Raw genomic sequence first — 16,524 nt, 5'->3', positions numbered from 1 at the left:
ACTCCATTCAACTTCTATCTTCATTCGTGATAAAAAAAGCTGAGTCGCAGTTTACGCTCGACTCAGCTAAATCAGTAATTAACTAAAAACTTCTGTTAATTGAGGAACAACTTGTTTTTTACGAGAAACAACGCCTTTTAAAAATGCACGATTGTTTGTTAATTTTGTTTGGAATGCTGCTTCAACTTTTTCTTTGTCATCTCCAGCAACCAATAATTCTGAGTCGCTGTCTAAAATATTCGTGACAACTAAAACAAACAAATCATAACCATTTGCAGTCATTTCTTTAGCCATGGCTGTTTCTAACTCAGCTTGACGATCCATTACTTCATTCAAGTCAACTGTATTAACCTGAGCAATACGGACATTCTTGTCTCCCATTGGGAAACTTTTTGCATCTAAATCAAGCAAGGTTGCAGCTGATTTATCGCTTAATTTTGTACCTGCTTTTAACATTTCTAGACCATAAACATTTAGATCTACTTCTGCGATTTCAGCAAGCTCTTGTGCTGCTTTTTCGTCTTCAGGTGTAGAAGTTGGTGATTTGAATAGTAATGTATCAGAAATAATAGCTGAAAGCATGATTCCGGCAATTTCTTTTGGAATGCTTACTTGATTTTCTTTGTACATTTTCAAAACGATTGTGCTTGTGCAACCAACTGGTTCGGCACGGTAATATAAAGGATTAGCTGTTTCAAAATTTGCGATGCGATGATGATCCACCACAGATAAAATCGTTACCTCTGCAATATCTGAAATACTTTGTTGAAATTCATTATGGTCAACCAGCATAACAGCTGCATCTTCTGCTTTCGCTGACTCTACTACGCGAGGTGCTGTTAATCCAAATGAATCTAAGGCAAATTGTGTTTCTTCATTCGGTATGCCTAATGCTACAGCTTCTGTTTGTTTTCCTAATTCATTTTGTAAATGTGAAAATGCAATCGCCGCACCAATTGCATCTGTATCTGGATTTTGGTGTCCAAAAACTAAAATTTTTGACATGTCATTCGCTCCTTTGTTCTTTCTCCTATTTAATAATAGCAAAAAAACGGAAAAGAGCAATACTAACTTCCTTTTCCGTTTCAAAACTATCTAGTTAAATATCCTTGGTAATCTTCTGTGTGAAGTAATTGTTTTGCGTTTTCTACACGTTCTTTCGTCGGTGGTTCAATTCCATCTAATGGGTACTTCAAGCCTAATGTTTCCCACTTATACCGACCCATGGTGTGGTAAGGTAGAATCTCCACCTTATCCACATTATCCAGCGTTTTGATAAATTCATCTAACCGAATCAGATACTCATCGTAGTCACTACGTTCAGGAACAAGAACGTGTCTAATCCAAACAGGTTTACCGATTTCTGACAAGTATTGTGCCATTTCCAGAATATTTTGGTTTCCATTTGCTGTCAAAATTTTATGTTGATCATTATCGATATGTTTGATATCAAATAATAACAAATCTGTGTATTCCATTAGCTCTTCAAATTTACTGAAAAATGGTTCTTCACGCGTAAAAGGTTTCCCACATGTATCAATTGTTGTATGAACCCCTTGCGCTTTTGCTTTTTTGAAAAGATCGATTAAAAAATCTAATTGCAGTAAAGGCTCACCACCACTAATAGTAATGCCACCTTTATCTCCCCAAAATTCTCGGTAAGCAAGTGCTTCATTTAACACATCGTCTGTTGATCGTTCAACACCACCGCCAATATTCCAAGTATCTGGATTATGACAAAATTGACAACGCATCCGACATCCTTGCATAAATGCGATAAAACGGATACCAGGGCCGTCGACGGACCCAAAGCTTTCAGTTGAGTGAATAGAACCTGTTACAGGTGTTGTCATAGACGTGTCCTCCTAATAATGACTTTTCAAGTAAAAAAGGCGAATCGACTGAATCAGTCCATCCGCCTCCTTGACTTTTGTTACATTGATTCGTGCATTGTACGCGCAATTACATCATTTTGTTGTTCGCGTGTTAACTTAATGAAGTTTACTGCATATCCAGAAACACGGATAGTTAATTGAGGATATTTTTCTGGATGTTCTTGGGCATCCAATAAAGTATCACGGTTGAATACGTTGATATTTAAATGGTGACCCATTTTCTTCGCATAACCATCAAGCATTGTTGCTAAGTTTTCTTCTTGTGTTTCTTCGTCACGACCTAAAGCTTTAGGTACGATTGAGAATGTATTTGAAATACCATCTAATGAATATTCATATGGTAATTTTGCTACTGAAGACAAGCTTGCTAATGCTCCGTGTGTATCGCGACCATGCATTGGGTTAGCACCTGGTGCAAATGGTTCGCCTGCGCGACGACCATCAGGTGTATTACCTGTTTTCTTACCATACACAACATTTGAAGTGATTGTAAGAATTGAAGTAGTTGGTGTTGAATTACGATAAGTTTTATTACGTTTCACTTTTGTCATAAATGTTTTTAGTAATTGAACAGCAATTTCATCTACACGGTCATCATTATTACCATATTTAGGGTAGTCACCTTCAATTTCGTAATCTTCAACAATTCCATTTTCATCACGAACTGTGCGGACAGTTGCATATTTGATTGCTGATAATGAGTCAACTGCTACTGAGAATCCAGCAATACCAGTTGCCATTGTGCGCAAGATATCTGTATCTTGTAAAGCCATTTCAATACGTTCATATGAATATTTATCATGCATATAGTGAATGATATTCAATGTATTCACATATAATTCAGTGATCCAGTCCATCATGACATCGTATTTTTCCATTACTTCATTGTAATCAAGAACTTCTGAAGTAATTGGTTGATATTTAGGTCCAACTTGAGCTTTTGATTTTTCGTCAACCCCACCGTTGATTGCATACAACAATGTTTTGGCTAAGTTTGCACGAGCGCCAAAGAATTGCATTTGTTTACCAATTCTCATTGCTGATACACAGCAAGCAATTCCATAGTCGTCGCCCCAATGTTTACGCATAACATCGTCATTTTCGTATTGGATAGCTGATGTTTGGATACTCATTTTTGCACAGAAAGTTTTAAAGTTATGTGGTAAACGAGTTGACCATAAAACAGTTAAGTTTGGTTCCGGAGCTGGTCCTAAGTTTGATAACGTGTGTAAGAAACGGAAACTATTTTTAGTTACCATGTGGCGTCCATCTTCACCGATACCCGCGATTGATTCTGTAACCCAAGTTGGGTCACCTGAGAACAATGCGTTGTAATCTGGTGTACGAGCAAATTTGACAAGACGTAGTTTCATAACAAAATGGTCAACGATTTCTTGTGCTTCTTCTTCAGTAATAACGCCATTTTGTAAATCACGTTCCACATAGATATCTAAGAATGTTGAGGTACGTCCTAATGACATTGCTGCACCATTTTGTTCTTTGATTGCTGCTAAATATCCAAGATATAACCATTGGAATGCTTCTTTTGCATTTGTAGCAGGTTCTGAAATATCGAAACCGTAGATATTTCCTAATTCTTTCAACTCACTTAACGCACGGATTTGTTCGTTCAATTCTTCACGTTGGCGAATGATATCATCTGACATGATGCCAATACCACAGTTAGACAAATCAACTTGTTTTTCTTTAATCAAATAATCTACACCATAAAGTGCTACTCGACGGTAGTCACCAATGATACGTCCACGACCATAGGCATCAGGAAGACCAGTGATAACACCTGAACGACGTGCTGCACGAATTTCTGGTGTGTATGCATCAAAAACACCTTGGTTATGTGTTTTACGATAATCACGGAAAATGTGAGAAACTTCTGAATCGATTTCAAAGCCGTAAGCTTCAGCTGCTTGTTCAGACATTCTGATTCCACCAAATGGTTGCAAGCTACGTTTAAATGGTTTTTCTGTTTGGAATCCAACAACTGTTTCTAAATCTTTATTCAAGTAGCCTGGACCATGTGAAGTAATTGTAGATACGACTTTAGTATCCATATCTAATACGCCACCAGCTTCACGCTCTTGTTTGTTCAATTCCATTACTTGATCCCAAAGTTTTGTTGTTGCTTCTGTTGGACCAGCTAAAAATTCGTCATTCCCATCATAAGGGGTATAGTTTTCTTGGATAAAATCTCTAACGTTTACTTCTTCTTTCCAGGTTTTTCCTTTAAATCCATTCCATTGCTCCATTGTATGGACCTCCTAAAAGTTTCTGTTTTATGTAACAGTTTTTACGTGATTAGTATAACACAGAGCGTCATCTTTGCAAGGGTTTTCTTGTTTTTTCTTTAACAATTTTTAGATTTTAATAACTACATTACTAAACAACGCTGCAACACCAAGCTTTAAGTATTGTGAACACTTTCATATTTAATAAAAAAAGTTCAATTTATTCTAGTTAACAAATGAAAAAAGGGGCACAATCTGTAGTAGTACAGATTGTGCCCCTTCAACAAAAAATAATACAGTTATTCTTCTATTTTTGTGTTGTTCGTTTCAAGGACATCGATAATCTCTCCGCCTTGTTTTTCATCCAACACAAACGAACCATTCGAAGTCCGGTCACCAATTGGAAAATCAGTTGGATTAAATTCTACTTGTTTTCCTTTTTGGTTCACAATTGATAATTCACGACTTGTTCCTTCTGACATATAAACCACTCGATGAGGGTTTTTCTTCAATTCTCTTAAAACTTGTACACCACGTTTTGCGCGTGAAGTTTGTGAGATTTCTTGCGCAAGCATTCGTTTGACTGCACCTCTTTGTGTGACGATGACGATTGGCGTATCGCCTTCAGCGAAAACTAATAATCCATTTGTTACCGTGTCATCCTCTTTGAGATTGATGGCTTTCACTCCTGCTGCTTTTGCACCAACGACTGGTACTTCAACTAATGGGTACCTTAAGCCCATTCCTTGATAGGTAACTAAAAAGACATCTAAATCTGTTTGTTCCTCTTCTAAATAGACCGCTATCAGCTCGTCCTCGTCTTTTAGTTTCATCGAACTAAGTGGACGACTCTTATACGTACGCCATGGTTCAAATTCAGTCATTCTCGTTTGTTTGATCATGCCATTTTTACTGATAAAAATAAAGGTTTGTTCTGGTTGGATTTTCGTGTATGGGAACACTGCAATTATCGATTCGTCCATGGACAAATTCAAAATTGTTTGCGAAATGTGTTCTCCGACTTCCTTCCATTTTAGGTCTGGTAACTCGTGGACAGGACGATAAATCATATTTGCTTTATTCGTCACAAACAAGACATGATCTAATGTACTTAATTCGCCCGTGTATAGAAGGTAATCACCTTCACGCATACCAATCTCTTCTGGTTTTGAAGCACTATAAGAGCGTATGCTACTTCGTTTCACATATCCCTCATGCGTAACGCTAACGACTACGTCTTCTTGTGCAACTAACACTTTCGTATCAATTTTTATTTCTTCGATCTCATCTTCAATTGTTGTAATACGTTTTGTTGCATAATTTTTTTTCACTTCACGCAATTCTTTTTTCATTAATGAAAATAATTCTTTATCATCTGAAAGAATTTTATTTAATTCCGTGATTTGCGCAATCAATTGTTCAGATTCTTTTTGAAGTTCAGTGATATCGGTGTTTGTTAAACGGTAAAGTTGTAACGTCACAATTGCTTCTGCTTGTTCTTCCGTAAACTGGAAAACATCCACCAAATTTTTCTTTGCGTCACGTTTATCTTTACTTTCACGAATTGTCGCGATCACTTGATCTAAGATCGATAATGCCTTCATCAAACCTTCTACAATATGTTGACGCTTTTCTGCTTTTGCCAAATCATACTGACTACGTTTCGTAATCACGTCTTTCCTATGTCCCACATAGCTGCTCAAAATATCTCGTAGACCAACCTGATGTGGTGTCATATGGTCAATGGCTACCATATTAAAGTTGTAGTTAATTTGTAGCTCTGTGTTTTTAAATAGATAATTTAAGATTCCTTGTGCATTTGCATCTTTTTTTAATTCCACAACGATTTGTAACCCTGTTCGGTCACTTTCATCACGAACTTCAGCAATTCCATCCACTTTTTTGTTCAAACGAACTTCATCGATTTTTTTCACAAGTGTTGCTTTATTGACTTCATACGGAATTTCAGAAATAACAATTTGTTCTTTGTTTCCTTTAATTGCTTCGATTTTTGTTTTAGAACGTAAGATTACTTTTCCACGACCAGTTTCAAAGGCTTTTTTGATTTCATCTTTTCCCTGTAAGATTCCTCCTGTTGGAAAATCAGGTCCCGGAATGAATTCCATCAGTTTCTCTAAACTTGCATTAGGATGGTCAATAAGGTAAATCGTCCCATCAATGACTTCCCCTAAATTGTGTGTTGGTATCTCGGTCGCGTACCCCGCTGAGATACCTGTCGAACCGTTTACCAATAAGTTTGGATATCTAGCAGGTAAAACGGTTGGTTCTTTTTCAGTGTCATCAAAGTTCCAAACCATATCAACCGTATCTTTTTCAATATCAGCTAACATCTCACCACTTAGTTTAGACAGACGTGCTTCTGTATAACGCATGGCTGCTGGGGGATCGCCGTCCATACTACCATTATTTCCATGCATTTCAATTAGCACTTCTCGGAGCTTCCAGTCTTGACTCATACGAACCATTGCTTCATAAATGCTACTGTCACCGTGTGGATGATAGTTACCCATAATGTTTCCGACTGATTTCGCAGACTTACGGAAGCCTTTATCATAAGTATTCCCATCTTTGTTCATTGCATATAAAATTCGTCGTTGGACTGGCTTTAGCCCATCACGAATATCCGGCAAGGCGCGTTCTTGAATAATATATTTTGAATAACGTCCAAATCGGTCACCCATTACTTCTTCTAACGTTAATTCTTGGATTTCTTGTCGATTTTCCATCAGGTGACCTCCTATTCTACATCAAACAACTGAATTGGCTTTTCAACATTTTCATGTTCTTCATCTAATCGTTCACTTGAAGATGAAATTGGCATTTCAGTGTCTTCTTTTTTATCTAAAATACTGCCATCTTCTTCCAATGTAAATTGGACATGGCTTTCGATCCATTTTCGTCGTGGTTCAACTTTGTCTCCCATTAATGTTGTTACACGTCGTTCTGCTTGAGCTGCATCATCAATTCGTACTCGAATCAATGTTCGTGAAGCTGGATCCATTGTTGTCTCCCATAGCTGATCAGCATTCATTTCTCCTAGTCCTTTATAACGTTGTAATAAGTAACCTTTACCAACTTTTTTGATTTCTGCAGCTAGCTCTTCATCTGTCCAAGCATATTCAACTACCTGCTTTCTCCCTTGGCCCTTAGAGACCTTGTATAAAGGTGGTAAAGCAATGTAGATTTTTCCAGCCTCAATCAAAGGTTTCATGTATCGATAGAAGAAAGTGAGCAATAACACTTGGATATGTGCCCCATCCGTATCCGCATCGGTCATAATAATAATTTTGTCGTAATTACAGTCTTCAATCGAAAATTCTGGTCCTACACCTGCACCAATCGTATAAATCATCGTGTTGATTTCTTCATTTTTCAAAATATCTTGCATTTTGGCTTTTTCAGTATTGATGACTTTACCTCGAAGTGGCAAAATAGCTTGGAATTTACGATCACGTCCTTGTTTTGCAGAACCGCCAGCAGAATCTCCTTCGACTAGATAAAGCTCATTCTTTTTAGGGTTACGTGATTGAGCGGGCGTTAATTTTCCTGATAATAAAGATTCGCCTTTTTTGCGTTTTTTCCCATTACGGCTTTCTTCTCGCGCTTTACGAGCAGCTTCTCGTGCTTCACGAGCCTTTACTGCCTTTCTAACTAACATTTGGCTCATTTCACTGTTTTCTTGTAAATAAAAGCCCATTTGTTCACCAATGACATTATCAACAACTGTCCGAGCAACTGGTGTACCTAATTTTTCTTTCGTTTGGCCTTCAAACTGCAGTAAGTTTTCTGGTACGCGAATGGATAAAACTGCCGCTAACCCTTCACGAAAATCACTGCCTTCTAAATTTTTATCTCGCTCTTTCAAAAGACCAACTTTACGGGCATACTCATTATAAGCTTTCGTCATTGCTGTTTTCATTCCGGCTTCATGTGTGCCGCCATCTTTCGTCCGTACATTATTAACAAAAGATAATATATTTTCTGAATAGCCATCATTATATTGATAAGACACTTCCACTTCGATACCGTCTTTTTCACCTGAAAAATAAACAACTGGTGTCAAGGTGTCTTTTTCTTCATTCAAATATTCAACAAATTCTTTGATTCCTTCTTCATAGTGAAAAACTTCTGTAACCTCTTCTTCACCACGAAGGTCACTTAATGTAATTCGAACGCCTTTCAAAAGAAAAGCAGACTCACGCAAACGCTCTGATAACGTCTCATATGAAAATTTCACTGTTGAAAAGATCGTATCATCAGGTAAAAAGTGAACGGTCGTTCCATTTGCTTTTTTTGTTTTACCCAATTTTTTTAATGTGCCTTGTGGCTTACCACCGTCTACAAATTTTTGCTGATATTCAACACCATCGCGAACAATCGTCACAGTCAGCCATTTTGATAAAGCATTTACCACACTAGCACCTACACCATGTAGTCCACCAGATGTTTTATAGCCACCTTGACCAAACTTGCCTCCAGCATGCAACACTGTAAAAATCACTTCAACCGTTGGAATTCCTGAAGCGTGCATTCCAACTGGCATTCCGCGACCACTATCTACTACAGTGATACTGTTATCTTTATGTATCACTACATCAATCTCATTTCCATAACCTGATAAAGCTTCATCGACTGCATTATCAACAATTTCATACACTAAATGATGTAAGCCTCGGCTATCAGTGGAACCGATATACATCCCTGGTCGTTTTCTAACTGCTTCTAATCCTTCAAGAACTTGGATTGACGCATCATTATATTCATTGATTACTTTTTTTGCCAAGGCAAACGCTCCTTCAATAATACTTGCGGAAATAGTAAAGACCGCATCGAACTAATCATACTAAAAAAAACTGCGAAAAAAAAGAGGTTGGGGAAAAATCAAGAGAAACAGTCGCCCAACCTGCTTTTAACTAACAACTTTCGCACATTAAAATTTTTATTTATTTTTATTTAACCTTATCATTTTCCATCTTAGCTAGTTCAATTTTTACACAACGATCCATCACGACATCTTTTCGACCAGCGGCTTGCAACAAGTTTGCTGCCTCTTCATTTTCAATTCCTAACTGTGCCCAAAAAACTTTTGCATCTGTTTGCAAAAAATCCTGTGCTACTTCAGGTAAAAATTCACTACGTCGAAAAATATCAACAATATCAATTGGTTCTGTAATTTCTGTCAGGTGACCATAAACTTTCTCACCTAATACTTCTTGTCCAGCCAGAACTGGATTCACGGGAAAAATGCGGTAACCTTTTTGCTGTAAAAGTTTTGCGATTTGATGACTTGTTCGCTCAGAGTTATTACTCAAACCGACAACAGCAATATTTTTTGCTGACTTTAAATAGTCAAAAATCATTTCTTGGGTTGGATTTTCAAATGGCATCCTACTCATTCCTTTCATTCGTGAATTTCGATTGTTCCTACTACTCTTTCATGCTAAAATAAACATTAGTTTTCAACTTGAAAGAGGTAAAAAAATGAAATTGATCTTATTACTTATTGTAGCATATCTTTTGGGTTCTATTCCTTCCGGTGTCTGGATTGGAAAAATCTTTTTCAATAAAGACATCCGCGCATACGGGAGTGGAAATACTGGAACAACCAATACGTTTCGAGTATTAGGAAAAAAAGCAGGAATCGTTGTCTTATTAATGGACATCTTGAAGGGAACACTGGCAACTTGTCTTCCACTTATTTTTCACATTACGACAATCAATCCACTTTGGTTTGGGGTCTGTGCAATTCTGGGTCATACTTTTCCGATTTTCGCCAAATTTAAAGGTGGAAAAGCAGTCGCAACCAGTGCTGGCATGCTTCTAGGGTTCAGCCCTATTTTCTTCGTCTATTCCGCAGCAATCTTTGTCTTAAGTCTTTACTTCACAAGCATGGTAAGTTTAAGCAGTATGATCAGTGCGGTACTGATTACTTTGTCAACGATTTTCTTACCTTATATCGCACCAGTTATTTTACCAGAACATAATTGGCTGTTAACGATTATCGCTTTTTTAGTGTCTTCCTTTATTTTTCTTCGTCACAAAGAAAACATTCAACGAATCAAAAACAAAACGGAAAGCCGAATTCCTTTTGGTTTAAATAGTAGCAAAAAGAAATGATTTTCTTTTCTAAAAAAGTGAGCTGCGACCATTTGTCGTAGCTCACTTTTTTATGTTTATTTTACCGTGATCGAATATTTTGTTTGGAAAATTTCATGGGCACCCAATTGATTGATTCCCACTTTCTCCATCAAACTACCATTACTATTCACTGTATCTGCAATCCCACACCAAGGTTCAATACAAACAAAAGGTGCTTCTTTGGGATAAGGGGACCAGATACCAACATAAGGCATATCTTTGTAACTTAAAGTCACACTGTGACGTGATTTTTCACTACGAATCGAATATGCATTTAGTCCCTTTGTTTCAAAAACAAGGGCATCTTGATCAAACAATTCACGATCCAGAGCTAAGTTCGTATTAGTTTGTCCCAAAGTTCGTTGATCTAAATCGATATAAGGGCCTGCCAATGGTAAACGCAATCTTGATTTTCGTGGCGAGAAAGCCAAATAAAAATCTTCAAAAGTCAAGCCTTCTTCCAATGGTACATTAAACGCTGGATGTCCCCCAATTGAAAAGTACATTTCTTCTTCTCCAATATTTTCAACTTGGTAATGAACAGTTATCCCATCGCCACCTAATTCATAAGTAATAACTAATTCAAAATCAAACGGATAATTTTTTTTCGTTTCCGGTGTGCTTTTCAACCGAAAACTTGCTTGTTCTGGTCCTTGTTCAATAACTTCAAAATCCATATCTCTTGCGAAACCATGTTGTCTCATCGAATACGTTTTTCCTTGATACATGTATTCGTCATTTTTCAAACGACCAACAAATGGGAAAAGAACCGGTGCATGACGTCCCCAAAATTCTGGATTTCCTTGCCAAATATATTCAAGATTATGCTCTTTTGATTGTAAGCTAATTAGCTCTGCTCCATGTTCAGCTATTTTAGCAATAAGCTGATCATTTTGAATAATTACGGTCATTGTTACTCCCCCATTTTTAAAATTGCTACTATCCTAGATCGTCTTAGCCAATGAAATGTTAGTAGCTATGTTTTGCTAGTTCCTCTTTGAAACGTGAATTAAGGACTTTCAAGTAAGTTCCCTTCATTCCCAAAGAACGTGACTCGATGATACCTGCCGACTCCAATTTACGCAAAGCATTAACAATTACTGAACGAGTAATTCCAATTTCATCCGCGATGTTTGAAGCTGTCAAACGCCCTTCATCACCATCAAGGGCATGAAAGATGGCTTGAACTGCTTTTAATTCACTGTAAGAAAGAGTGTTGATTGCCATTTGGACAGCTGTTGCACTTCGTACATCTTCTTCAATACTACGGGACTGTTGGTAAAGAATTTGCATACCTACCACTGTTGCACCATATTCCGCTAAAACTAAATCATCATCGGTAAATGCCTGTTCCATGCGTGACAAAATAATTGTTCCTAACCGTTCCCCTGCACCAAAGATCGGTACGACTGTCGTTAGGCCAAATGGATATTTTTCTCTCGATTCTACTGGAAAAGCTGTAATTTCACTCGTGATCGGGATATTTGCTTCGGTTTTGACCAGTTGATCGACTGTATCTGTGTAAGAAAGTGGAAATTGTTTTTCTACAAACATTGTTTTTACACGTTCGTTATTCACATCATGACGTTCATTATAGCCAAGTAATACGCCATCGCTGCCTATGATATACGTATTACTATCCAGTACTCCACCTAGTGTTACTGCCATTTTGTCATATGGTAAATCAGCATCCATATCAAAGGTATTTTTTTGTTGTAAAAGTTTGTTGATTTTTCGGGTTTTTGTTAGCAAATCCGTCATAGTCGTCCTCCGATTCTTAAAGTATATAGCGGCTCAAATCTTCATTCTGTGCAATTGAAACTAATTTATCATCGACATATGCTTCTGTGATTGTAATCTCACCCATCTGCATATCTGGTGCCTCAAATAATAGATCTTCTAATAGTTTTTCTAAGATTGTATGCAAACGACGTGCACCAATGTTATCTGTATCACGGTTCACATTAAAAGCAATTTGTGCAATTCGTTCGATTGCTTCTTTAGTAAACGTAACGGAAACATTTTCTGTTTCAATCAACGCAATATATTGTTTTATCAATGCGTTGTTAGGTTCTGTCAAAATTTTCACAAAATCTTCCGCTGATAAATCATCTAATTCGACACGAATCGGGAAGCGTCCTTGTAATTCTGGGATCAAATCACTTGGTTTTGATAAATGGAAGGCACCTGAAGCAATAAATAAAATATGATCGGTTTGTAACGTACCATATTTCGTATTGACTTGTGAGCCTTCAACAATTGGTAAGATATCACGTTGTACGCCTTCTCGAGAAACTTCACCAGACTGTTGTGATTTTGAAGTTACTTTGTCGATTTCATCGATAAAAATGATCCCACTTGATTCAGCTAATTTGATTGCTTCACTGTGAATATCTGCATCTTTCACAAGTTTAGCAGACTCTTCACGAATCAAAATTTCGCGTGCTTCTTTCACTGTGACTGTTCTTTCAACTTTTTTAGTAGGTGTTAATGCACCTAATGTTTCATTCAAATCAATTCCCATTTGTTCTAAGCCATTATTCATCATTGGCGCAGCTTTTTTTTGTTCTTCAACTTCGATCGTCACCTCGCGTGTATCAAGCAGACCTTTTTCCAGTTGATCTAAGACTGTGCGACGATTAACACGAATATCTTCAGTGATTTCTTCTTGTGGTTCAGCCTGTTGTGTCGATGCATTAAACATATTCATCATCTGTTCAAATTGATTTGTTGATTGTTTTTGCTCCTTTTTGATACCCGGTACTAAAACTTTCACTAACCGCTTTTCAGCATTTTTCTTAGCTTTTGTATATACTCGGCTATATTGTTCTTTTTCAACGATTTGAATTGCATTTTCGACCAAGTCACGAACCATTGATTCGACATCTCGGCCAACATAACCAACTTCTGTAAATTTAGTTGCTTCTACTTTGATGAAAGGTGCATTGACGATTTTTGCAAGTCGACGAGCAATTTCTGTTTTCCCAACACCAGTTGGTCCAATCATCAACATATTTTTAGGTGTAATATCTTGTTGCATTCTTTCATCCAACTGGAGTCTACGATAGCGGTTTCGTAAAGCGACAGCCACAGATTTTTTAGCTGCTTCTTGTCCCACAATGTATTGATCCAGTTCACTAACGATTTGTCTTGGTGTTTGTCTTAATTCATTCATTCTAGTCACCTCTTATAATTCTTCTACAATGATATTATGATTTGTGAAGATACAAATATCTGCTGCGATGTTCAGCGCGTTTTCAGCAATTTCTTTTGCACTCATCTCATTTTGTGCATAATTTTTCATTGCTCTTGCAGCAGCTAATGCAAAGTTTCCGCCAGAACCAATAGCTAAAATACCATCATCAGGTGTAATCACTTCACCCGTTCCAGAAACCAACAACATTTCTTTATCATTCATAACGATCAGCATTGCTTCCAATTTCTGCATGGATTGTTGTGTCCGCCATTCTTGTGCTAGTTCAACAGCAGCACGTTGCAAGTTACCGTTGTATTCATTCAATTTTCCTTCAAATTTTTCTTCCAAAGTAAAGGCATCCGCTACACTTCCAGCAAAACCGACAACCACTTCATCATTATAAATTCTGCGAACTTTACGAGCTGTTCCTTTCATAACAACAGATTCACCCATTGTTACTTGACCGTCTCCAGCCATTGCAAATTTTCCGTCTTTTTCAACTGCACAAATCGTGGTTGAATGAAATTGTGATTCTACCATTTGTAGACCCCCTAATAAAATAATGTCTTTGCTACGCTCTTGGATGAAAAGAGCGATAGTTTTTTTGTAAACTTTCTTTCGTCACATGAGCATAAATTTGAGTTGTAGATAGATTTGCATGTCCTAATAACTCTTGAACTGTCCGCATGTCTGCACCATTGTTCAACAAATGTGTTGCAAACGTATGGCGCAACATATGGGGATGAATATCACTATCTAAACTACTTTTTTTGATTATTTGATTTAAAATATATTCGATTCCAGTTGGTGTAATCGGATCGCCATGGTGATTAACAAAAACAAAATCATGTTCCTTATGATATTTGTTCATCAAGAACGAGCGGCTTTTTTCAAAATATTCTTGTAAAGCTTCTTGAGCAAATGATCCCAGTGGCGCATATCTTTCTTTGTTTCCTTTTCCATGGATCAACATTACTTCTGCTTGAAAGTCGATATCTTTCACTTTTAATCCGCTGCATTCACTTAACCGAATGCCAGAGCCATACAAAACTTCTAGCACTGCCCGATTTCTAAAATCCAAAGGTTTATCACCAGCCACACTTTCAAACAAAGCTTGCATTTCATTTTCATAAAAAAAACGTGGTAATCGAATATTTTTTTTCTTTAAGTGGACATAAGAAAAAGGATTCTCCTCGATCAATTCCTCTTTTAAAAGATATTGATAAAATGAACGTAAACTGGCAATTTTTCTGCTAATTGTGTTCCTGCTGTATTCTTTGTCCGATAAAAATCCTAAATACACTCGTACATCTAAGTGATTGATACTCAATAGGTCTTCCTCACCAGATTCTTTTAGGAACTCTTTGAAGTCATTAATGTCTTCCTCATATGCTTGACGTGTCTTATCCGAGTACCCTCGCTCGACAATCAAATAGCGTAGAAACTTTTCTTCCAAGCTTAGTTCTGCCATTTTTTCACCTTCCTTACAATCCCAGAAATAAATTTAGCATAGCCATTATAAAAAAACAAATAAATTGTCAGAATTTAATCAATATTTCTAAGTTTGTTCACAATTCGCACAATTTTTCGTTTTGTTTTCATTTTTCTCGCTAATTTTTCAGTGAATCTTTCATTTTACGCAACAAAAAAACTTAGAGAAGGATGAATCAAGCATCATTCTCTAAGTCGAATCAATTTTGCTGTTTATTGTGCAGAAACAGGTGAAGATAAGTCAGCAATTACTTTTTCATTGGCAGCTAATGCTCGGTTTGCCAACGCTTCATAGCGTGACTTTTTATCGCGGATTCGTTCAGGTAATTCCGGAAACAACCCGTAGTTTGCATTCATTGGTTGGAAATGTTTTCCTTCGGCATGCGTGATATAGTATGCCATACTTCCAATCGCCGTCTCTTGCGGAAAGACAATTGGCTCTTCTTCTTTTGCCAATCGTGCAGCATTGATTCCAGCTAGCAGACCACTAGCTGCGCTTTCTACATAGCCTTCCACACCAGTCATTTGACCTGCAAAAAATAAATCTTCGCGCTTTGTTGATTGGTAAGTTGGTTTCAATAGTTCTGGTGAATTCATGAAACTATTACGATGCATGACTCCATACCGTACAAAATCAGCATTTTCCAATCCAGGAATCATACGAAATACTCTTTTTTGCTCGCCCCATTTCAAGTGAGTCTGGAAACCAACAATATTATAAAGAGAAGCAGCCGCATTATCTTGACGCAATTGGATTACTGCATAAGGACGTTTGCCTGTTTTTGGGTCTTCCAATCCAACTGGCTTCATTGGACCAAACAACATCGTTTTAAATCCACGTTGTGCCATTACTTCAATTGGCATGCAACCTTCAAAATATTTTTCTTTTTCAAATGCTTTTAATTCTGCAACTTCTGCATGAATCAATGCATCATGGAACGCCGTAAACTCTTCTTCTGTCATCGGACAGTTCAAGTAAGCTGCCTCACCTTTATCGTAACGTGATTTCAAATAAACTTTGTCCATATCAATCGTTGATTTATCAATAATTGGTGCAGCAGCATCATAGAAATAAAAACCATCTGAACCATTAAATTCTTTGATTGCTTCTGCTAATGGATGAGAGGTCAACGGACCTGTTGCGATAACAGTAATGCCTTCTGGTATTTCAGTCATTTCTTCATTGACCACAGTGACTAATGGATGCTCTTTCACTTTTCGAGTAATCGTTTCTGAAAATGAATCTCTGTCAACCGCTAATGCACCACCAGCAGGAACTGCCGTTTCGTCAGCCGAAGTAATCACTACTGAATTTAAACGACGCATTTCTTCTTTCAATAGACCGACAGCATTTGCTAAACTATTTCCTCTTAAAGAATTAGAGCAAACTAATTCTGCAAAATTTTCAGTATGGTGTGCTTCCGTTGATTTAATTGGACGCATTTCATATAAACGAACAGGAACTCCAGCTTGTGCAATTTGCCAAGCTGCTTCACTTCCGGCAAGACCGGCACCAATGACATTTACAGTTTTCAAG

13 protein-coding genes are annotated in these 16,524 nt (G+C 37.3%); 1 reads left to right on the top strand and 12 read right to left on the bottom strand.

The features are described 5' to 3' along the window. Positions 1 to 78: 78 nt before the first annotated feature. The 6 genes from AC4BC3_RS04900 to AC4BC3_RS04875 all read right to left on the bottom strand — a co-directional run bounded on the left by AC4BC3_RS04900 (position 79) and on the right by AC4BC3_RS04875 (position 9,549). Positions 79 to 1,005, bottom strand: coding sequence for a manganese-dependent inorganic pyrophosphatase (locus AC4BC3_RS04900; RefSeq protein WP_490467117.1), 927 nt, complete (start codon positions 1,003 to 1,005; stop codon positions 79 to 81). 86 nt (positions 1,006 to 1,091) lie between these two features. Beyond that, positions 1,092 to 1,853 carry a pyruvate formate-lyase-activating protein gene (pflA, locus tag AC4BC3_RS04895; protein ID WP_490467116.1) on the bottom strand — a complete coding sequence of 254 codons (762 nt, stop codon included), beginning with the start codon at positions 1,851 to 1,853 and terminating at the stop codon, positions 1,092 to 1,094. Between the two features lie 80 nt (positions 1,854 to 1,933). Next, positions 1,934 to 4,162: a formate C-acetyltransferase gene (gene pflB, locus AC4BC3_RS04890; protein WP_206910083.1), complete on the bottom strand. Its 2,229-nt coding sequence runs from the start codon at positions 4,160 to 4,162 to the stop codon at positions 1,934 to 1,936. Between the two features lie 278 nt (positions 4,163 to 4,440). Continuing rightward, positions 4,441 to 6,888, bottom strand: a complete 2,448-nt coding sequence (gene parC / locus AC4BC3_RS04885; protein WP_490467115.1) for a DNA topoisomerase IV subunit A — start codon at positions 6,886 to 6,888, stop codon at positions 4,441 to 4,443. Positions 6,889 to 6,899: 11 nt separating this feature from the next. Further along, on the bottom strand, positions 6,900 to 8,945 hold the full coding sequence (parE, locus tag AC4BC3_RS04880) for a DNA topoisomerase IV subunit B (RefSeq protein WP_490467114.1): 2,046 nt from the start codon (positions 8,943 to 8,945) through the stop codon (positions 6,900 to 6,902). A 166-nt stretch (positions 8,946 to 9,111) separates the two neighbouring features. Beyond that, positions 9,112 to 9,549 carry a CoA-binding protein gene (locus AC4BC3_RS04875; RefSeq protein WP_490467113.1) on the bottom strand — a complete coding sequence of 146 codons (438 nt, stop codon included), beginning with the start codon at positions 9,547 to 9,549 and terminating at the stop codon, positions 9,112 to 9,114. A gap of 94 nt (positions 9,550 to 9,643) precedes the next feature. Between AC4BC3_RS04875 and plsY the strand changes: the two genes are divergently transcribed. Next, positions 9,644 to 10,279, top strand: coding sequence for a glycerol-3-phosphate 1-O-acyltransferase PlsY (gene plsY, locus AC4BC3_RS04870; RefSeq protein ID WP_206910079.1), 636 nt, complete (start codon positions 9,644 to 9,646; stop codon positions 10,277 to 10,279). A gap of 56 nt (positions 10,280 to 10,335) precedes the next feature. On the opposite strand, the gene AC4BC3_RS04865 is transcribed toward plsY, so the two are convergent. The 6 genes from AC4BC3_RS04865 to trmFO form a co-directional block, all read right to left on the bottom strand. Next, the gene (locus tag AC4BC3_RS04865; RefSeq protein WP_490467112.1) at positions 10,336 to 11,211 is read right to left on the bottom strand and encodes an aldose 1-epimerase family protein; all 876 of its coding nucleotides are present in this window, start codon (positions 11,209 to 11,211) and stop codon (positions 10,336 to 10,338) included. A gap of 58 nt (positions 11,212 to 11,269) precedes the next feature. Then, on the bottom strand, positions 11,270 to 12,061 hold the full coding sequence (gene codY, locus AC4BC3_RS04860) for a GTP-sensing pleiotropic transcriptional regulator CodY (protein ID WP_067485011.1): 792 nt from the start codon (positions 12,059 to 12,061) through the stop codon (positions 11,270 to 11,272). 16 nt (positions 12,062 to 12,077) lie between these two features. After that, a complete protein-coding gene (gene hslU, locus AC4BC3_RS04855) occupies positions 12,078 to 13,475 on the bottom strand; it encodes an ATP-dependent protease ATPase subunit HslU (protein WP_206910077.1) in 1,398 nt (465 codons plus the stop codon). A 12-nt stretch (positions 13,476 to 13,487) separates the two neighbouring features. Continuing rightward, a complete protein-coding gene (hslV, locus tag AC4BC3_RS04850; RefSeq protein ID WP_067485006.1) occupies positions 13,488 to 14,036 on the bottom strand; it encodes an HslVU peptidase proteolytic subunit in 549 nt (182 codons plus the stop codon). Between the two features lie 31 nt (positions 14,037 to 14,067). After that, complete coding sequence (gene xerC, locus AC4BC3_RS04845; protein ID WP_206910076.1) at positions 14,068 to 14,967, bottom strand: tyrosine recombinase XerC; 900 nt, start codon at positions 14,965 to 14,967, stop codon at positions 14,068 to 14,070. 233 nt (positions 14,968 to 15,200) lie between these two features. Beyond that, on the bottom strand, positions 15,201 to 16,523 hold the full coding sequence (gene trmFO, locus AC4BC3_RS04840; protein ID WP_206910074.1) for an FADH(2)-oxidizing methylenetetrahydrofolate--tRNA-(uracil(54)-C(5))-methyltransferase TrmFO: 1,323 nt from the start codon (positions 16,521 to 16,523) through the stop codon (positions 15,201 to 15,203). Position 16,524 lies beyond the last annotated feature (1 nt).

It is taken from the genome of Enterococcus sp. AAFC-DPL-6103 (assembly GCF_058216595.1).
Note: the sequence above shows the minus strand (reverse complement) of the source record. Positions and strands in the feature narration are given on the sequence as shown.